Raw genomic sequence first — 18,619 nt, forward strand, 5'->3', positions numbered from 1 at the left:
CGGCCAAGATCGGCCCCGGAGACGAGAAAACCGCCCTGACCTGGGTCAAGGCGGTCTCGGCTTGCGTGGCCAGGGCCGGGGTCGAACCGGCGACCTTCCGCTTTTCAGGCGGACGCTCGTACCAACTGAGCTACCTGGCCGGGAACGCCGGCAAGGAGCCGAACGATCTTGCGACCCTGACGGGACTCGAACCCGCGACCTTCGCCGTGACAGGGCGACGCGCTAACCAACTGCGCCACAGGGCCTTGCTTTACTGCGTACTCCCAACGGGATTCGAACCCGCGTTGCCGCCTTGAAAGGGCGGAGTCCTAGGCCGCTGAACGATGGGAGCCCGGTCGGTTTCGGGTGACCGACCGACCGCGCTCTCAGGTTCCCCTGGGAGCGATTACAAGCATAGGGCACGCCGCCACCGCTTTGCACAGGGGGTTCCTTAAGCCTCTCGCAAGGCTCAGACCTGCGCAAACGCACCGAGATCCGCCAGGCAGCGATCAAGCTCGGCCTGCTCCGGCTCCGACAGCGCCGACGACAGCAGCTCGCCGATCCGGTCGTCGGTCAGTTCCTCGGCGCGGTGCCAGCGGTCGCGGAGGTCCGGCTTGCGCTCCGCCGACGCCACCAGTTGGTCGGCCGCGTCCTCGGGCCACGCCGTGCGCAGCAGGCGCGCGCGGCCGCCCTCCGGGTCCGCGACCACCGCCTCCGGGATGGACAGGCCCAGCGCCCGCAGCGCCGCGAAGTGGAGGCCGCCGCGCAGCTCGCGGAAGACCATCAGCGCGAAGCCGAGGCGTTCGACGTCGCCCGCGGGCCGCTCGGCGTTCTTCCAGCCCGCGAAGAGCGCCAGCCCGCTGGCGTCCGCGGCGTCCACGACGCGGAACAGCAGCTCCGCCAAGCGGCCGGGCTCCGGTACGGCCGAAAGGCTGACGCGGGACCACCGAGCCGATGACTCGCTGTAGGCACGAACCGCGGCCGGCGCATCGAGGACGTTCGTCGCCTGCGGCAGGACGAACTCGAACAGCCAGTGCGGGAAGATCCCGAACAGCTCCGCGGCCACCTTCGGCGGCACGTCCCCGAGCACCGCCGAGCGCCCCCGCAGGTACAGCGAACGCGGCGGCAGCCCCGCTTCCGCCTCGACCGCGGCCAGCTCCGGCGACGTCATGAACCTGCCGCCCAGCACCTGCACCACCGGCCGGATGCGGTTCGCCAGTCCTGCCACGCCTTCGATCGTCGTCATGTCCGTCCCCTTTCGACAGCGCAACCGTAACACTGTTACGAAACGCGCGTCAAAAAGCGGTCACTCCCCTGGGACTTACTTGCGGAAAAGCGGCGCAACCAGCGGAAATATCACGAGACGGGCCCGGTGTCAGCACACCAGGCCCGCCCGCTCAACGCTGAACCGGCGCCTGCCCGTCCTCATCCAGGTTCAGGCCCAGCATCTCCAGCAACTGAACACAGTCCTCGACCCCCAGGGCACCGTTCGCCACCGCCAGCCGAGCCCGCCGGACCTGATCATCCGACACCCGCTGAGCGTCAGCCGCCCCACTCCGCTGCGCCGGCAACGCACCGGCAAACGGCGCACTCCCCCCATCGGCACCTTCGTACCGAAGGAGGAACTGCCGCACTTCAACAGACCCGCTCATAGCCCCTCCACACGGCTCACAACAACTTGGCCGCGAGGCTAACCAGCGCCGGGCGCCACACACAGCCCCCCGGAGAGTGAACCTGAGGCCACGCTCCGCTCAACGCAGCGCAATCGGCAAGACCGAAGAAGAACCCCACCCGAACGAACGTCACCCCCGAGCCAAAGTGACACCAGCCGGGGAAATTTCCCGCTCTCCACTCGCCCAACCACCCAACTCGTGCAACAATCGAGGTGCTGACACACCCCCGGTCAGCGCCTGTGGAGATCCCCTCCGACCCCCGCGTTCCTCCCCCTGGCGCGGGGGTCCTCCATTTCTTGGCCCTGCTCGGGCTTCGCCCTCCGCGGGCCAATCATTTCGGTGTGCTGACCCGGGGGGCCGAGCCCCCCGGACCCCCCACGGTGCCTCGCGCTCGGCTTCCAGCGTGGCTGGGTTTCGCTTCGGGCGCTGCGCGCCCTGGCGAGTCTGGCTGAGTTAGGTGGTGACCCGCCCGTTCGCGGGGGCGGCGCCTCGGGCGCTGCGCGCCCTTGCGAGCCCCGCCACATTCGGCAGCAAGCGCCTCGGGGGGCATGCGCCCCGGCGAGCCAGCTGAGTCGGGCAGCAAGCCCCACGCCCCTGCCGGCCGTCGACCTGGCGCTTCCGCGTTTAAGCCCGACAACCCGCGCGCGTAGGGGAGCCCCCGGTTTTTACGTTACCGGCGAGCACCGACAGTTTCGGGCGCTGCGCGTTGTGGATGAGCCGTCAGCGCCTCACCCTGCCGGGTGCTCCGGCGGTTCGACCTCGCCGTTCGTGCTCCCAGCCCGCCTCACCGCGCCCGAGCCCTCAGGCCCAGCGTGATCGACCCGCTCTGTTATTGGGGGGTTGCTTTGTGTTCTTGGGTGTTGGGCTTAATGGGTGGCGGCTGGGCTAAATGGGGAATGTTTTCGGCGTGTTGTAGCTCACAGTGGTTTGTGTGGCGAGATCTAAACGTTATCGTGGCGTCGTGCCTCTTCCCTCCCTTGGCCGCTTGAGCAGCCGTACGAACCTGAAAGCCGCCGCGTCTTCCGGTCGTCATCGTGGTGCCGCGAAGCCGGTGGACGATGGCGTTGTCGAGGACACCGAGCTCACCTCCTACCTCGCCGCCCTGGCTCCGGAGAACGATCTGGAGAGCACCGGGTCCGGCAAGCGGTTCGGTGAAGCGCAGGTCTACCAGCTGCGGATGAGCCTCGTCGCCAGCCAGCAGCTCAAGGACATCGCCGCCGAGCGCGACATCTCGCCGCAGGCGCTCGCCCAGGAATGGATCCTCGAGCGGCTCAACTGGGAGGGGCAGGCCTCCTCCGCCCACGACCAGCGGCAGCAGGCCGGCAGCGGCGAGGTCAGCGACCTCACCGACGAGTTCCACTTCCCCGCCGACGCCTTCGACGCGCCGGCCGTCGCGCGGCGCTGAAGCCACGACGCCGAAGCCTCAGCGCCGGCCCACGGCGCCGAACCCGCGGCGAACTGCCCAGAACCCATGAGAAAGGGCCCCCGGCACCAGCCGGGGGCCCTTCGCTCAGGCCTTAAGACGCGCAAAAGGGCCTGCGAGGCTTCTTCAGCCTCGGTTTCAGATCGCGCGGACCTTCTGGGCCTGCGGACCCTTCTGACCCTGGCCGACCTCGAACTCCACTCGCTGGTTCTCCTCGAGGGTGCGGAAGCCGCGGCCCTCGATCTCCGAGTAGTGCACGAACACGTCGCCTTCGCCGCCGTCCTGCGCGATGAAGCCGAAGCCCTTCTCCGCGTTGAACCACTTCACAGTGCCTTGCGCCACCGCTGTACTCCTCGTTACACAGATCCGCTTCGAATGCCACCGAAGCGGCACCCCGACCGTCCCGGGCGGTTCCAACGAGTCGAGTCAAGAGCGTGTCGGCTCCATGGCTCGCGTCAGAAGTTCCGCGAGTGTGAAGCCACTAACACGCAAAACGACGGCCTGAGAGCAGACTACCGGGATCTGGCCAAAGTTGAACCCCGTGATCGAGGCGAAAACCGGCTCTGGGCACCAAGGTCACCGGAACGTCGTAGGGCTCCCGCCCCGTTCTGTCGTACCCGGCGGCTAGTCTGGCGCAGCACAGCGACACCGTGATCACCGGATACGGCTCGGAGTCGGCTGTGCCCCCTCCGTGAGAGCTTTCACCGGTCAGTGTGACACTCGTCACGCCACGGTTGCTCAACGTACCCGGTCTGCGGGGCGTCTCGAAGGGGGAAGCACCAAAGGGGCAAAGGGGATGGGTGTGACGGTGAGGATTTCCACGCGGCGCCGGGGCGCTGCCGTGGCGTTGGGCTTGGTCGCCGTGCTCACGCTGGGGGCGTGCAGCAGCGAACCGACGGTCTCGGCGAGCGGTTCGTCGGGCGGGGGCCCGACCAGCTCGCCCGCGCCGAGCGCGCAGCCCGCGAAGCTGACGGTGTCGCCGGCCGGCGGCGCGCAGGACGTCGCGCCCGGCGAGCCGGTCGGCGTCCAGGTCACCGACGGCACGATCATGTCGGTCACGCTGACCAACCCGGACGGCAAGCAGGTCCAGGGCCAGACGTCGGCGGACAAGAAGAGCTGGAACACCACCGAGCAGCTCGGCTACGGCAAGACCTACACCTGGTCCGGCCAGGTGCAAGGCGCCGACGGCAAGAACCTGCCCATCGGCGGCGCGTTCACCACGGTCAAGCCGAAGCGGCAGATGGCGGCCAGCCTGAACGTCGGTGACGGCCAGACGTACGGCATCGCGATGCCGATCGCGCTGACCTTCCCGAGCCGCGTCACCGACAAGGCCTCCGTCGAGAAGGCGCTGTCGGTCGAGACCACGCCGAAGACCGAGGGCTCGTGGGGCTGGATGGAAGGCGACACTTCGGTGCACTGGCGGCCGAAGGAGTACTTCAAGCCCGGCACGCAGGTGAAGGTGAACGCCAAGATCTACGGCGTCAAGGTCGGCGACGGCGTGTACGGCAAGCAGGACGTCTCGGCCAGCTTCGCCATCGGGCGCTCGCAGATCGTCAAGGGCAACACCCAGCAGCACACCATGCAGGTGATCCGCGACGGCCAGCAGATCGCCGACTACCCGGTGAGCTACGGCCTCGACTCCGACCCGGGCCGTGTCACGCACAGCGGCGTGCACGTCGTCATGGGCAAGCAGGCCACGTACGCGATGAGCAACCCGAAGTACCACTACGAGAACGTCGTGGTGCCGTGGGCGGTCCGGATCTCCAACAACGGCGAGTTCATCCACGGCCTGGCCGCGTCCGTCTGGGCGCAGGGCAAGAAGAACGTCTCGCACGGCTGCCTGAACCTGTCGCCGGCGCGCGCCAAGGAGTACTACGACGGCGTGCTCACCGGCGACCCGGTGGAGATCACCGGCAGCACGCAGACGCTGAGCGCGAAGGACGGCGACTACAGCGACTGGACCTACGACTGGGCGGGCTGGCAGAAGCTGTCGGCGCTCGCCCACTGAACCCACTGATCCACTGCTCCACCGGCGCAACCACCGGGCGGCCGGGAAGTCCCCTGCGGGCTTCCCGGCCGTTCGCGTTCCCGCACCCGAAAACCCGCGAAATCCGGTGCAACCAAGGTGATCACCCGCCGCATGACTAAGGGCAGAGGCGCGGCGATCCCCTGCCGCGCCCGCGAGAATGAGGAGCTGTCTTGCGTATCCGCATCGCCCTGACCCTCGGCGCGCTCGTGCTCGCCGGTGGCGCCCTGACCGGTGGCATCGCGCTGGCTTCGGAGGCGCAGGCGCCGGCCGCCCCCACCACCCAGGCGACCCGGCCCGGCGAGCCGACCGTGGCGCCCGCCCCGGCCACCCGGACCCGGCCCCAGCAGGCGCCGAGCGCTGTCCCCGCGACGTCGCGGGCCCCGATCGCCGTCCCGGCCCGCCCGGCGCGCGTCCCCCGCGCGGTCCCGGCCGGGCCGACCGGCGACCTGCACCTGCCTGCCGTGTGGGAGACCCGGTAACCAGGTGATTTCCCGCTCCCGTCCGTCGACCGGGCCGGGCTCGCCGTGGGACGGCGAGTTCGCCCGGTACTTCGGCGAGCGCGCGCACAGCCTGCGGTCGACCGCCTTCCTGCTCTGCGGGGACTGGCACCAGGCCGAAGACCTCACGCAGGCCGCGCTGCTCAAGCTCTACCTCGCCTGGCCGAGGCTGTCGCGGCACGACGCGCTGGACGCCTACGCGCGCAAGGTCGTCCTGCGCACGTTCCTCGCGGAGCACCGGCGCAGCAGGTGGAAACGGGAGCGGCTCACCGACGCCCCGCCGGAGCTCCCGGCGGAGCCCGCGGCGAACGAGCGGGACGAACTGGTCCGGCAGGCGCTGGCCGTGCTGGCCCCCAAGCAGCGCGCCGTGCTGGTGCTGCGGTACTTCGAGGACCTGAGCGTCGAGGAGACGGCGAAGGTCCTCGGCTGCAGCACCGGCACGGTGAAGAGCCAGGCCTCCCGCGGCCTGGCCACGCTGCGCAAGCGGCTCGGCCCGCACTACGGTGCGCTGAGCTTCAGCGCACCCACGGAAGGGAGGTGACGAACATGGACCCCGAAGATGACGTCCGCGCGTTCCTGACCGGCGCGGCCGGCGGCCCGCAGCCGCCGATGCGCCTCGACGCCGCCGACGTGATCGAGCGCGGCGGCCGGGTCCGGCGACGACGCAAGCGCTTGGCCGTGGCCGGCACCTCGGCCGCGACGGCGGTTGTCCTCGCGGTGGCCGGTTTCCTGGCCGGTCACCGCCCCGGCCCACCGGAACCGGTGCAGCCGGCCGGGCCGGGGCTGTCCACGGTCGTCACCACGTCCTCCAGCCCGCCGCCGTCGGAGCTGCCGGTGCCGGCGACGTCGATCGCTCCGGCGGAGCCGTCGACCGAGCGGGGTGAGAGCCGCACCCGCAGCCCGCGCCCGTCGGTGGCGCAGACGCCGTCCGCGGGCACGCGGCCGACGTCCCGCCCGACGCTGTCGACGCCGTCCACTTCGGTTCCGGCCGCGACCCGGCCGGGCCCGCCGACGACCACGCGCTAGCGGTGGTGCAGATCACCGGATTTCGTGGATTTCCGGCGAAAACCCAGCCCGGTTCGTGGCGATGTCGTGGCGTGCCGATCGGACAGTGGTCCCGCAAGCGCTTCACTCCTCGCCGCGACGCGAACTGACCTCCGGCGCACGTGTGCCCCGCCCGGTGATCCGGGCGGGGCACACGGCTATCCGGAGACCGCTCAGCGCTGAGCGGCCACGGAGGCCGGCTGGCCGGTGTTGTCCTCGGTGTCGATCTGTTCCATCGGCACCTGCGACGTCTCCGGGATCTTGATGATCGGGAGGATCGCGATCAGCGCCGCCGCCATCAGGTAGTAGGCAGGCCAGTCCTCGTTGCCGGTGCTCTTGATCAGCGCCGTCACGATGACACCGCAGGTCCCGCCGAACAGCGACGTCGAGATGTTGTAGCCGATCGCGAACGAGCCGTAGCGCACGCGCGTCGGGAACATCGCCGGGAACGTCGAGCCGATCACCGCGAGCATGAACACCAGCAGGATCGCCACGATCAGGAACCCGACGAACAGCCACAGGATGCTGCCGGACTGCATGAGCTTGAGGCAGGGCCAGCTCAGCACCAGGAACCCGATGGCCGCCGTCAGCAGCAACGGTTTCCGGCCGATCCGGTCGGACAGCGCGCCGAGCGGGATGATGATCGCCATCTGGATGACTTCGACCGCGATGATGATCAACGTCGAGGTGTTGTCGTTGATCTTCAACGTGTCCGTGAAGTACGTCGGCATGGTCGTGAGCAGCAGGTAGTCCGCCACGTTGAGCAGCAGCACGATGCCGATCAGGTTGAGGATCATCCGCCAGTTGCGGACGAAGATCTCTTTGAGCGGCGCCTTCTTCGGCGCCTCGCCCGCGGCCTCCATCCGGCGGAATTCGGGGGTGTCCTCGAGCTTGTTCCGCAGGTAGAGCCCGATCAGGCCGAGCGGCAGCGCGACGAAGAACGGGATCCGCCAGCCCCAGGCGTCGACCTGCTCCGGCGACAGGGACAGCGTCACCGACAGCACCACGAGGTTGCCGAGCACGTAACCGGCCAGGGTGCCGAGTTCGAGGAAGCTGCCGAAGAAGCCGCGGCGCTTCGTCGGGGAGTACTCGGCGATGAACGTCGCCGCTCCGCCGTATTCGCCACCGGTGGAGAAGCCCTGGATGATCCGCAGCAGCAGGATCGCGATCGGGGCCGCGATGCCCATGCTGTAGCTGCCGGAGTACGTCGGCAGCACGCCGACCAGGAACGTGCAGCCCGACATCAGCAGGATGGTGATGGCGAGGACCCGCTTGCGGCCGAGCTTGTCGCCGAGCGGCCCGAAGAACGCCCCGCCGAACGGCCGCACGATGAACCCGACCGCGAGCAGCGCCAGCGACTTCAGGACCGCGTTGCCTTCGCCGGGGAAGAACAACGTGCCGATGCTGGCGGCGATCGCGCCCGAGGTGAAGACGCCGTAGTCGTACCACTCGGTGGCGTTGCCCATGGCCGAAGCCCAGACGGCGCGCTTGACGGTTCTCTCGTCCACTGACGGATTGCCCGTCGTTGCTGCTGTTTCGCTCATGCCGGCGACGACTCCTCCCGTGCAGTGCCCACTGGGCCGTTCGAGCTCATCGACCCAGTCTTGACCGGCTCTCCCGGGTCGGCAGTCTGAGCCGGAAATTGTGTACAGTGGGGAACTTTCCGGCTACTGAGTGGTAGGTGTTGCGGACATACCTCGCGGGCCGCGCGTGGGCGGTGTCTACCGGCGAGTTAACGTCAGCGCATGAGTCGTGTTTCTCAACCCTGGCCGCCGGTCCCGGTGGAGCCCGCGGTCCCGCACCCCAAGGCACCGGCGCCGGGCACCGAGCTCGGCGTGCACTTCGCGGAGTGCTTCGGGTGCGGCGACGAGGCCGACGCCGGGCTGCACCTGCGCTCGACCGTCGGCGAAGGCCAGGTCGTGCACTCGCGGTTCACCGTCACCGCGGCCCACCAGGGCGCACCCGGCCTGGCCCACGGCGGCCTGCTGGCCTGCGCGTTCGACGAGGCGCTCGGCTCGGCGGTCGGCAATCTGATGCGCCGCCCGGCGGTCACCGGCAAGCTCGAGACGGACTTCCGGCGGCCGGTCCCGGTCGGCTCGACGCTGTTCATCGCGACCCGGCTGGACGGCATCGCCGGCCGCAAGATCTACGTCAGTGCCGACGGCCGCCTCGACGCCGAGGACGGCCCGATCGCGGTCAGCGCGCGGGCGCTGTTCGTCGTCGTCGGCTTCGAGCACTTCAGCACCCACGGCGACCCGCAGGCGCTGGAGAAGCTGGCCGCGCAGCACGAGAAGAACCAGCGTGAGCGCGGCGAACGCGACTGGGAGATCAACCCCTGATCAGGTGAGCGTCCGGGGCCGGATCGCGTTCGCCCGGTCCACCAGCTCGATGCGTTCGTCGAGCGTGCCCGCCAGCCGCGCCAGCGCCCGGTAGCACCGCTCGAGGCCGAACCGCAGCTCGCGTTCTTCGAGCCGGCACCCCAGCACGTGCGCGCCCGGCGTGGGCTTGCCCTCCTTGAGCCACTCGTGCGCGGCTTCGAGCACGCCCGCGGACAGGCGCGTGCGCCGTTCGACGTCGAGCCGGAGCCGCTCGAGCCGGGCCGACGCGTCGAGCAGGTCGTGCTCGGTGACCGGGGTTTCGCGGCCGTTGGCCTTGGTCGCGGTGGTTTTGATCTTGATCGCGGCGACCTGCGCGTCGACGTAGTGCGTCGAGGACGGCGGCACGGTTTCGAGCACCTCGACCGCGCTCGCCCGCGCGCCCTGCGCCAGGTAGACGCGGGCGAGGCCGAAGGCGGCGCTGACGTACGTGCGGTCGGTGCGCCACACGAGTTCGTAGAAGCGCGCGGCGGCGAAGTAGTCGCCGACGCCTTCGGCGCTGATGCCCAGCGCGAGCTTCGGGGCGACTTCGCCGGGCAGGTCGTCGTACACCGCTTCGAAGGCGACGTGCGCAACCCGCGAACGGCCGCCCGCGAGCTCGATCAGGCCGCGGTACCAGTCGATCCGCCAGTCGTGCGGGTAGCCGTTCTTGATGGCCAGGTACTGCGCGGCCTGCAGCTGCCGCTGGGCCTCCGCGAACTCGCCCAGCTCGATCCGCGCGCGCACGATCCGCAGCCGCACCTCGATCGACTCCCGCGGGGCCCCGGCCAGCGCCTCGATGGCGGCCCGCGGGTCGAGCGCGGTCGTGGTGGCGAGCACGCCCGCCGCCGGGTCGTCCGTGTCCACCTGCGGGATCGGCAGGCCGGCGACGACCTCGTCCGCGCCCGGCAGCGGCACGCTGGCGCCGGCTTCGGGCACCACCAGCTGCACGCCGAACGTGCGGCTCTCCGGGCCGAACACCGTCGACGCGCCGGGCCGCGGCTTGCCGGTGCCGAGCGCCATGATCTCGCGCAGCACGCCGGTGAGCTGGTCGGACATCTCCTCGGCGGAGAGGAACCGCCGGTCCGGGTCGGAGTGCGTCGCGCGGCGCAGGAACCGGTAGTACGAACCGAACAGCGCGAACAGCGGGACGGCGTCCGGGCCGGGCAGGGTGGTCTTGAACTTGGTGGTGTAGCCGGTGAACTCGAAGCTGAGCACGGCGAGCGTGCGCCCGACGGTGAACAGGTCCGACGCGATCGACGCGCCCTGCGTCGGCAGTTCCGGCGCGCTGTAGCCGGTGGTGAAGAACAGCGGGCTCTCGTAGTCGTCGGTGCGGCGGACCGCGCCGAGGTCGATCAGCTTCAGCTGCTCGTTGGTCTGGATGACGTTGTCCGGCTTGAGGTCGCAGTAGAGCAGGCCCTGGCTGTGCAGATAACCCAGCGCGGGCAGGATCTCCAGCCCGTAGGCGATGACCTGGCCGATCGGCAGCGGCTCCGGACGGCGGCTTTCCCGGTGGTGCGCCAGCGCGAGCTGCCGCAGCGACTGGCCGCCGACGTACTCCATCACGATGTAGCCGGTGGTCGTGCCGCTGTGGGCGTCCGGGTGCTGCACGAAGTTGTGGATCTTGACGATGTTCGGGTGCTCGACCTCGGCGAGGAACCGCTGCTCGTTGGCCGCGGCCGCCATCGCCGTCGCGTCGCCGGTGTCGATCAGTCCTTTGAGGACGACCCAGCGGTCGCTGACGTTGTGGTCCTGCGCCAGGTAGATCCAGCCGAGACCGCCGTAGGCGATCGCGCCGAGGACCTCGTACTGGCCGCCGACGAGCTCGTGCGGCTGCAGCTTCGGGAGGAAGGAGAACGGCGCGCCGCAGTTCTCGCACTTCCCTTCCGGAGAACCGGGTTTCCCGTCCTTACCGCGGCCGACCTTGGCGCTGCAGCTGCCGCAGAACCGCTTTTCCTCCGACACCACCGGGTTCGTCAGCACCGCGGACGCGGGGTCGCGCGCGGGCACCGGCGGGACCTCGACCAGCCCGGCGCCCAGGCGGCCGCGGCGGGACCGGGACGTCCGCGACGACGTCCGCCGCGAAGTGCCGGGGAACGCGCCGGAGCCGGAGGCCGAACCGCTGCCGGTGCCCGTTCCCGTCCCGGTGCCCGTGCCGGTGTGCCGTCCTTCGCTGGTGCGCTCGGGCAGGACGCTTTCGGTGCCCGGGTCCGGCAACGGGGCGTCGGGACCGGTGTCCGGCCGCGGCACCGGCGGCATGATGCTCTGGGTCTCCGGCGCCGGTGCGGCGAGCACGCTCGTCGGCTGCGGCGCGTTGGGGTCCGGGCGCAGGGCCTGCGTCGCCGGCGCGACCGGCACGTTCGGCGGCTGCGGCGCGTCGGCGTCCGGACGCGCGGCCGGCGTCACCGGCACCTTCGGTGACTGCGGCGCATCGGCGTCCGGGCGCACGGCCGGCGTCGGCGGCGCGACGGGCGCGATGCTGCCCGGCGGGCGCGTCGGGTCTTCGGCACCGGGGATCGGCGGGCGGGCGGCGGCCTGTCCGCGCGGCGGCGTCGGAGGGCGCCGCACCGGCGGTGTCTGCGCGGGAGGTGTCTGTGCCGGGACCTGCCCGCCGGCCGGTGCCGGTTCGCCTTCGTCGAGCCGTCCGGAGATCGACGGCTCCGGCGTCTCCCACCGCACCGGTGGTGGCGGACGCCAGCTCGGCGTGGCCACCTGCTGCGGCTCGTCGTCCGGCGCGGCGTGCCGAGGACGGCGCGGCTCCTCCGACACTGCTACCTCCCGGATCCCCTGCGACGTGCGGAGATCGATCCTAGTCGCGCTGAGCTACCTTCACTGCTGGTACTGGGGCGACGGCGGCGAAGCCGGGCCGAGGCGGGCTTCCACCCAGCGGCGGTAGCTGTCCTGCCAGACGCCGTTGCCGCGAATCTGGTCGAGCACCGCGTTGACGTAGCGGACCATGTCCTCGTTGTCCTTCGGCACGCCGATGCCGTAGTTCTCCTGTGTCAACCGGTCGCCGCGGACTTCCAGGGTCGAATCCTGCGCGGCCATCCCGGCGAGGATGGTGTCGTCGGTCGACACCGCCTCGACCTGGCCCTGCTGGAGCATCACCAGGCAGTCCGACCAGTTGTCCACCGAAACCGGCACCGGCTTGGCCGGGTCCGTCGCGATCTTCGCCAGCGACGTCGACTTCTTGGTCGCGCACACCCGCTTGCCGTTGAGGTCCGACAGGTTCTGGGCCTTCGACTCCTTCGGCACCAGGACCTTCTGGCCCGCCACGTAGTACACGGAGGAGAACTCGACGTCCTTCTTGCGCGCGCAGGTGATGCTGTAGGTCCGGACCACGATGTCGACCTGGTGCTTCTTCAGCACCTCCTCGCGCTGCGAAGACGGGATCGCGCGGAACTGGACGTGGCCGTCGGCCGAGCCGAAGATCGCCTTGGCGACCGCGTTGACCATGTCGATGTCGAAGCCCTCGAGGTTGCCCGAGGTGGGGTTGCGGAACCCGAACAGGTAGGTCGTCTGGTCGACCCCGGCGATCAGCTTCCCGCGCTTCTTGATGTCCGACATCGTCGAGTTGTCGGGGACGGTGGTGCTGGAGGGCGACAGGCTGGCCAGCGGGTTGCAGCTGGTGTCGGAGGTGCCGCCCGCCGTCGCGTCCGGGCCGCCGACGTGCGCGGGCTGCGGCCAGGCCGCGTTGCTCACCGGCGCCGGGTCGACCGGTTTCCCGGGGCTGCCGCAGGACGCCGCCAGCAGCGCGACGACCGCCAGCACGCCCGCCCGGACCGTGTTCCGCCGCCTGCTCACCGGTACTCCCTCAGTCGCTCCCGGATCCCCATGGTGACACCAGCCGCGGCGACGATCGCCAGCACGGCCAGGCCGGGTGCGAGGACCGTCAGCGCGCGGTCGCCGTTGTGGGTGTCGTCGACGAAGTCCTGCCTGCCGACGTCGATCGCGGCCTGGAGGCTGTCGTCGAGCCGCCGGAACGCCGGCGCCGAGCCGCCCTTCGCGTCCTCCTTGACGGCGGAGTCGACGGCTTCCTGGTACGCGCCGGCGTCGTCCTGGGCGCGGACCTGCCGGTGCGCCTTCAGCCAGTCGGTCGCGGCCGCGGACGCGTCGGCGACCTTCGTGGCGCCGTCGCCGTCCTTGATCAGGCCGCGGGCTTCGCCGAGGAGGCCACCCTGGCCGTCCTCGCCGACCAGCTGGACGGCCTTGGCGCCGAAGTCCTTCTCGTACGCGCCGCCGTCGCCGCGGGCGACCAGCGTCAGCGTTTCGTCGGCGCGGGCCTGCAGCGCGGCGATCCGCGCGCGGACGAGCACGTCGACGCGGTGCGAGCCGTCCTCCTGGCCGCTGCCGACCAGGCTGCCCTGCACGATCAGCGCGACCGCGCCCCACAGCAGCGACACCACGACGGCGGCCGTCGCGACGACGAGCCCGACGTTCAGCAGCCGGTTGGTGCGCCGCGTCAGGTAGACCTGGGCGACGATCAGCGCGGCCAGCAGCGCCACCACCAGGATCGTGGCGAGCCACGGGAAACCGGTGGCGCTGTCCTGCTCTTCGATGAGCCGTTCGGTGTCGACGCGGTAGAGGTCCTGTGCGGCGGGCAGGATCTTCGCCCGCATCAGCTCGGACGCCTCGCGCAGGTAGGAGGCGCCGACCGGGTAGCCGAGCCGGTTGTTCGCCCGGGCCGTCTCGACGAGCCCGGTGTAGACGGGCAGCTGCTGGTTCAGCACGTCGACCGGGGTGGCCGCGGCGGCGACGTCCGCGCTGTCGGAAGCGGCCTTGGCGAGCGCGGCGCCGGCTTCGGCGATGTCCCGCTCGTAGCGCTGGCGCAGCGCGGGCGGCTCGGTGCCGATGGAGAGGAACGCGCTGGCGGCGGTCGCGTCGGCGTCGGAAAGCGAGCGGTAGACCTGCTGCGACGCGGCGGCGAGCGGTTCGCGGCGGTCGATGACGCCGCTGATCGTGTCGTCGCGGTCCTGCACCGACAGCGTCGCGACGAGCCCGGCGACGAGGGCCAGCAGCACCAGCCCGACGGCGATCACGGTGAGCCGGCCGGGTGTCGTCGCGGCCGAGCGGACGACCGCGCGGACGCCCTGGCCCGGCAGCTCGAGCAGCCCCAGCAGGCCGCTGCGGCCCCCGGTGCGGTCGCGGTTGTCCGGTGGCGACGGCGGAGCTCCCGGCGCGGGCGCCGGGGCCGTCGCGGTGCTGGTCATCCCCGAATTCCTCCCCCTGCCATCCGGGGCATCGCCCCAGGCCGGGGGCTTCGCCTCCCGGAGCCCCCGAAAAAGATCGCTGTGAGCCGTACCCGCAGAAGGTAGCCGAGTCGCCGCGCGCGCAGCCACCGGCACCGCCCGCTGTCACCAGCACGTGATCTGGGCGGACGTGTTCCGGCGCACACCGGTGCTCAGGTGCGGGCTTCCGCCGGCACGCGCCGGTGATCGTCTTCGGGCCCGACGCCGGCGTGCCGCATGCCGGCCGGCCCTTCACCTGTCCGGGTGAATCGGCCGAGGGTGTTCCGGACGTCGCGCCCCACACCGTCCACATCGGACTGTATGGCCGTCAGCACCTCGGCGAGCTCCACGTCCAGCGCGCCAAGGGAATGCGCGGCTCGATGATCCCGCGTTGCCGGGGAGTCAGCCGCGGATGGCCGGGGCGAGCGAGTGCGGGAGCACGGCTTCCGGGTCCGGCGGCCGCCGGACGACCACCTCGACGTCGTCGGCGAAGCGGTACGGCTTCGCGCCGAGGATGCCGCCGAAGTGGCGTCTCAGGCGGGACATCTCGGCGCGGACGGTGACCGCCCGGCCGGCGTCGCCGAACAGGTCGGCCGACAACTCGGAAGCCGACCGCCCGTCGCGGCGGCTGGCCAGGACGTACAGGACTTCGGCGTGGCGCGGGCTGAGCCGGTGCGTCCAGGTCCCCGCGGCCGTGGCCACGGTGAGCTCCGGCTCGCGCGGCGACCGGACGTCGAGCACGACGCGGGTCGGCGGGGCAGCGTCGTGCTCGGTCAGCCGGAGCAGCCAGCCGCCGGGCACCGGCTCGACCGAGCAGTCGCCGTACGTGGGCAGCCAGGCCCGCCCGGGCCCGAGGCCGGTGGGCAGCGCGACCCGGTCGACCGGCGCGAGCCCGGTGGACGCGGCGACCCAGCCGTGCTCGTCGGTGACCATCGCCCGCCCGCCGACCTTGGCCAGGACCGGGCCGGCGAAGCCGCGCAGCCGTTCGAGCTCGGTGAGGTGGGTGGTGCGCAGCTGGGCCTCCGCGAGCTGCGTCACGGCGTCGACCAGCGCCAACGTCGTCGCGTGGACGGTCGAGGCCGGGCCGGAGAGGTCGACGACGCCGAGCAGCCTGCCGTCGCGCGGGTCGTGCAGCGGCGCGGCCGCGCACGTCCAGGAGTGCTGGGCGCGGACGTAGTGCTCGGCGGAGTACACCTGGATCGGAGCGCGCGCGACGAGCGCGGTGCCGATCGCGTTGGTGCCGACGGACTCCTCCTGCCAGTCGGCGCCTTCGACGAACCCGAGCCGGTCGGCGCGGCGGCGGACCGCGGCGCTGCCGTCCCGCCAGAGGACGGCGCCGCCGGCGTCGGCGATCACCATGATGTGCGCGGCCTGCTCGGCGAGGCTGATCAGGGCGCCGCGCAGGACCGGCAGCGCCTCGGCGAGCCCGCTGGCCCGGCGACGGGCTTCCAGCTGCGCGAAGCTCAGGACGGGCGCGGCGGCCCGGCTGTCCGGGTCCATGCCGAGCCGGCGCATGCGCTGCCAGGACGCGGCGATGACCGGCCGCGGCCTGCTGGGCAGGGCCTGGCCGTTGAGGGCCGCTTCGTGCACCTGCGCGAGGACACGGGCGTGCCGCCGGGGATCCGCCCCGACCGGCAACGCCGCCTCGAGGTCTCGCTGCCCCAACCGCCGCTCCTTGTGCTGTGCCTCCCGGGAGTCTGCCGTTTCGGCCGGATGATCGGTAGGTGGGGCACGTCGCGGTTTGTGGCCGGTCAGTAGGAGACGTAGACGTCGGTCTCGACGTCGTCCCGAGCGGCTCCGGGCGCGGAGACCGAGTCTTCGATGAGCCGGGCGACCTCGGCGTCGATCGCGTCGAGAACCTGTTCTCGCAGCTCACCGCTGTCGGTGACGCGGCTGCGGAACCGCTGGAGGCAGTCGCCGACGTGCCGTGGGAAGCCGGCTTCGATGAGCGTCGGGCCACCGCCGCGGCGAGCCCGGCCGACCGCTTCTCCCGCTGCTTCGTGCACGGCGAAGAAGTCGGATCCGTCGACGACGACTCCCGGCACGCCGAGCCCGGCCACCCGATCGGCGTAACCGGTGTCCTCGGTGACGAATATGGCGGGCAGGTGCCAGGCCGACGCGAGGTTCAGCGCCTCCAGCGTCGTCCCCGGCCCGTCGCCGAGGAAGGCGACGCCGACGCCGCCGGTGTTCTGCTGTTTCGCGGCGATCGCGGCACCGCAGATCAGCAGCGGGACCCCGCCGAGGGTGTCCGTCACGGCCGGCGGGTGACGCCGGATCTCGGCCAGGACGGCCCGCACGTCGACGCCCTTCGCGATGCGGTGCCCGTGTCGGCGGTGGGTGCCGGCGATGGCGTCCCGGCCGTCGAGGTGGAGGCAGACACCGGCGGCGAGGGCCTCCTCACTGGGATACCGGTGGTCGCCGGTCGCACGGACCTGTTCTTCGACGGCCCTGATCGTCCGCATGACGCGGTAGGCACCTTGGAGGGCGTCCGTCATCTCCGGCGCTCCTTCCCCGGATCGGTTTCCGTGCGCAACAGCCCTTTCCTCGCCGCCTCCGCCATCGCCGCCCGGACGTCGACCACCCACGGGCCGTCCGGCTTGAGCTCGACGAACGCGCTCTCCCCGGTTTTGAGCTCGAGTTCGCGTTCACCGTCGAGCGCGATGACCCCGCCCGCCGCGGCGAGTTCGACGCGCACGCCGGGCTGCAGCAGTCCCCAGCCGCGCACGCCGACCGGCCGCACGAGCCCGGGCGCGATCGGCGCGTGCACGACGTACGGCGTCTCCCCGACCGGCCCGAGCTGCAGTGCGACGCCGTCCGGGCTCGACCGTGGGCTGGGACAGAGCTGGCCTGGAACGCTCGAGAGACCGATGCCGTCCGGTTCGGCGAAGGTGCAGTACAGCTCGGTGAGCGAGGACGGGTCCCACAACGCCCGCGCTCCGATGTGCCTGCTCAGCGACACGCAGACGTCCACGAGCGCGATCTCCCGGCGGGCTTTGGTGACGACCTCCAGCACGCTGACGCGGTGGGTGACGAGGTCCGGATCGATCTGCCCGGTGGCGATCAGCCCGGCGGCCAAGCCGGCGACGGTCGCCTCCCGCACCTGCGGGAAGACGTTGTTGGTCCCGGTCGAGAGGGCGAGCAGCGGAACGTCTTCGCAGGCCGCGGCGGCCACCCGCGCCGTCCCGTCCCCGCCAAGGACGACGATGACCCCAGCGCCGGCGTCGACCATGCGGCGCACCGCGTTCGTGGTGTCGGCGGCGGTGCCGGTGAGAGCGTCTTCCTCACAGAAGTCGACCTTCGGCCAGGAGCCACCGCGGCCGAGCGCCCGCAGGACCGCGGCGGAGATCCCGCCGAGGTCGGTCGAGACCAGGGCCCGGTCGAGCCCGGCGACGGCGAACGCCGCCAGCAGCCGCTGGACCATGTTCGCCTTCTCGGCGGTGGGGAACACCGACGCCTGAGCGACCAGCCGGCGGATGTCCCGCCCCGAAGCGGGGTTCGCGACGATCCCCGCCACCGTTTCGCCCACCTGACCTCCCGTTCTTTCCCTGGAGAACAGGAGACTCCGTGATCGGGCAAAACGGAAGGGTTGCAGGGCGTTGCAGTGTGCACGTGAACGCGTGACGAAGCGATGTAGATCACACCGGCGTCCCACTCTGTGGTCGCCAGTGGACAGTCCAACCTGGAGTTGCCGGGCGGGTAAGAACCAACCAGGACGACGTCGCGGCAGCAGCGACCTACGGGACCAGGTCGGCGACGCCCTCGAAGGTGAAGCCGGCTTCGGTGACCGCGGCCCGGACGTCGTCCTCGGCCAGCGCGGTCTCGGCCCGCACGAGCACCCGACGCGCCGCGACGTCGACGTCCACTTCGGCCACTCCCGGCAGCGCCGTGATTTCTTCGGTCACCGACTGGGCGCAGTGCCCGCAGCTCATCCCGGAAACGGTGTAACCGTGCTCGATCATGGTGCGCAGCTTACGAAAAGGGCCGCCACCCCGAACGGGTGACGGCCCTTTCCCAAGATCAAAGTCAGATCACGGTGACCGACGTGGCCTGCGGGCCCTTCTGGCCCTGGCCGATCTCGAACTCGACGCGAGCGTTCTCCTCGAGGGTACGGAAGCCGTTACCCTGGATCTCGCTGTAGTGAACGAAGACGTCGCCGCCACCGTTGTCGGGGGTGATGAAGCCGAACCCCTTCTCGGAGTTGAACCACTTCACAGTGCCCTGAGTCATCAAAAATCTCCATGTGTAACACCAAAACAGGAAGCCACTTCGGCGACCCGGGTCAGCACCCGGACGGTTTGCTTCCTCGGTGAGGAGACACTACGCCCGCTGACTTTCTGCGAGCGTGACTCAACACGAACACAAAAATCGAGACCTTAAGCAGTAAAGCACACC

General features: G+C 71.0%; 18 protein-coding genes and 3 tRNA genes. 6 read left to right on the forward strand and 15 right to left on the reverse strand.

The window, feature by feature from the left end; translation table 11 throughout:
- Positions 1-66: 66 nt before the first annotated feature.
- The 5 genes from HUT10_RS25605 to HUT10_RS25625 all read right to left on the reverse strand — a co-directional run bounded on the left by HUT10_RS25605 (position 67) and on the right by HUT10_RS25625 (position 1,631).
- Positions 67-140 (reverse strand) — tRNA-Phe (locus HUT10_RS25605).
- Between the two features lie 31 nt (positions 141-171).
- Positions 172-245: transfer RNA gene (locus HUT10_RS25610), tRNA-Asp, on the reverse strand.
- Between the two features lie 13 nt (positions 246-258).
- Positions 259-331: transfer RNA gene (locus HUT10_RS25615), tRNA-Glu, on the reverse strand.
- Between the two features lie 117 nt (positions 332-448).
- Positions 449-1,225: a hypothetical protein gene (locus tag HUT10_RS25620; protein ID WP_176173536.1), complete on the reverse strand. Its 777-nt coding sequence runs from the start codon at positions 1,223-1,225 to the stop codon at positions 449-451.
- A gap of 151 nt (positions 1,226-1,376) precedes the next feature.
- Entirely contained in the window at positions 1,377-1,631 is a 255-nt protein-coding gene (locus tag HUT10_RS25625; protein WP_086838175.1) for a hypothetical protein, read from the reverse strand.
- 982 nt (positions 1,632-2,613) lie between these two features.
- On the opposite strand from HUT10_RS25625, the gene HUT10_RS25630 reads away from it, so the two are divergent.
- A complete protein-coding gene (locus tag HUT10_RS25630) occupies positions 2,614-3,057 on the forward strand; it encodes a hypothetical protein (protein ID WP_176178000.1) in 444 nt (147 codons plus the stop codon).
- A 156-nt stretch (positions 3,058-3,213) separates the two neighbouring features.
- Here the strand turns inward: HUT10_RS25630 and HUT10_RS25635 are convergent, their stop codons facing one another.
- Positions 3,214-3,417 (reverse strand): cold-shock protein, encoded by a 204-nt coding sequence (locus HUT10_RS25635; RefSeq protein WP_003097368.1) that lies wholly within the window; start codon positions 3,415-3,417, stop codon positions 3,214-3,216.
- 454 nt (positions 3,418-3,871) lie between these two features.
- Here HUT10_RS25635 and HUT10_RS25640 point away from each other — a divergent pair, with 454 nt between their 5' ends.
- The 4 genes from HUT10_RS25640 to HUT10_RS25655 all read left to right on the forward strand — a co-directional run bounded on the left by HUT10_RS25640 (position 3,872) and on the right by HUT10_RS25655 (position 6,627).
- On the forward strand, positions 3,872-5,083 hold the full coding sequence (locus tag HUT10_RS25640; protein ID WP_176173537.1) for an Ig-like domain-containing protein: 1,212 nt from the start codon (positions 3,872-3,874) through the stop codon (positions 5,081-5,083).
- Between the two features lie 191 nt (positions 5,084-5,274).
- Positions 5,275-5,583 (forward strand): hypothetical protein, encoded by a 309-nt coding sequence (locus HUT10_RS25645; RefSeq protein ID WP_176173538.1) that lies wholly within the window; start codon positions 5,275-5,277, stop codon positions 5,581-5,583.
- Between the two features lie 4 nt (positions 5,584-5,587).
- Positions 5,588-6,142, forward strand: coding sequence for a SigE family RNA polymerase sigma factor (locus HUT10_RS25650; RefSeq protein WP_176173539.1), 555 nt, complete (start codon positions 5,588-5,590; stop codon positions 6,140-6,142).
- A 5-nt stretch (positions 6,143-6,147) separates the two neighbouring features.
- Positions 6,148-6,627 (forward strand): hypothetical protein, encoded by a 480-nt coding sequence (locus HUT10_RS25655; protein ID WP_176173540.1) that lies wholly within the window; start codon positions 6,148-6,150, stop codon positions 6,625-6,627.
- 191 nt (positions 6,628-6,818) lie between these two features.
- Here HUT10_RS25655 and HUT10_RS25660 read toward each other — a convergent pair whose 3' ends face one another.
- Positions 6,819-8,153: an MFS transporter gene (locus HUT10_RS25660; protein ID WP_176173541.1), complete on the reverse strand. Its 1,335-nt coding sequence runs from the start codon at positions 8,151-8,153 to the stop codon at positions 6,819-6,821.
- Positions 8,154-8,390: 237 nt separating this feature from the next.
- On the opposite strand from HUT10_RS25660, the gene HUT10_RS25665 reads away from it, so the two are divergent.
- A complete protein-coding gene (locus tag HUT10_RS25665) occupies positions 8,391-8,984 on the forward strand; it encodes a PaaI family thioesterase (RefSeq protein ID WP_176173542.1) in 594 nt (197 codons plus the stop codon).
- Here HUT10_RS25665 and HUT10_RS25670 read toward each other — a convergent pair whose 3' ends face one another.
- From HUT10_RS25670 to HUT10_RS25705, 8 genes are all read right to left on the reverse strand, one after another.
- Positions 8,985-11,768: a serine/threonine-protein kinase gene (locus tag HUT10_RS25670; protein ID WP_176173543.1), complete on the reverse strand. Its 2,784-nt coding sequence runs from the start codon at positions 11,766-11,768 to the stop codon at positions 8,985-8,987. It abuts the gene before it with no gap.
- Positions 11,769-11,828: 60 nt separating this feature from the next.
- Entirely contained in the window at positions 11,829-12,803 is a 975-nt protein-coding gene (locus HUT10_RS25675; RefSeq protein ID WP_254897032.1) for a glutamate ABC transporter substrate-binding protein, read from the reverse strand.
- Positions 12,800-14,209 carry a hypothetical protein gene (locus HUT10_RS25680; protein ID WP_176173544.1) on the reverse strand — a complete coding sequence of 470 codons (1,410 nt, stop codon included), beginning with the start codon at positions 14,207-14,209 and terminating at the stop codon, positions 12,800-12,802. The genes HUT10_RS25675 and HUT10_RS25680 overlap by 4 nt, the downstream gene beginning before the upstream one ends.
- A gap of 420 nt (positions 14,210-14,629) precedes the next feature.
- Positions 14,630-15,892, reverse strand: coding sequence for a GAF domain-containing protein (locus HUT10_RS25685; protein ID WP_176173545.1), 1,263 nt, complete (start codon positions 15,890-15,892; stop codon positions 14,630-14,632).
- Positions 15,893-15,978: 86 nt separating this feature from the next.
- A complete protein-coding gene (locus tag HUT10_RS25690) occupies positions 15,979-16,722 on the reverse strand; it encodes a thiamine pyrophosphate-dependent enzyme (RefSeq protein ID WP_176173546.1) in 744 nt (247 codons plus the stop codon).
- The gene (locus tag HUT10_RS25695; protein WP_176173547.1) at positions 16,719-17,753 is read right to left on the reverse strand and encodes an ATP-NAD kinase family protein; all 1,035 of its coding nucleotides are present in this window, start codon (positions 17,751-17,753) and stop codon (positions 16,719-16,721) included. Before HUT10_RS25695 ends, HUT10_RS25690 begins: the two co-directional genes overlap by 4 nt.
- Positions 17,754-17,961: 208 nt before the next feature.
- Entirely contained in the window at positions 17,962-18,186 is a 225-nt protein-coding gene (locus HUT10_RS25700; RefSeq protein ID WP_176173548.1) for a heavy-metal-associated domain-containing protein, read from the reverse strand.
- A 64-nt stretch (positions 18,187-18,250) separates the two neighbouring features.
- Positions 18,251-18,454, reverse strand: coding sequence for a cold-shock protein (locus HUT10_RS25705; protein ID WP_004563013.1), 204 nt, complete (start codon positions 18,452-18,454; stop codon positions 18,251-18,253).
- Positions 18,455-18,619: the final 165 nt, after the last annotated feature.

This window comes from Amycolatopsis sp. Hca4 (assembly GCF_013364075.1).
Lineage (GTDB): Bacteria > Actinomycetota > Actinomycetes > Mycobacteriales > Pseudonocardiaceae > Amycolatopsis.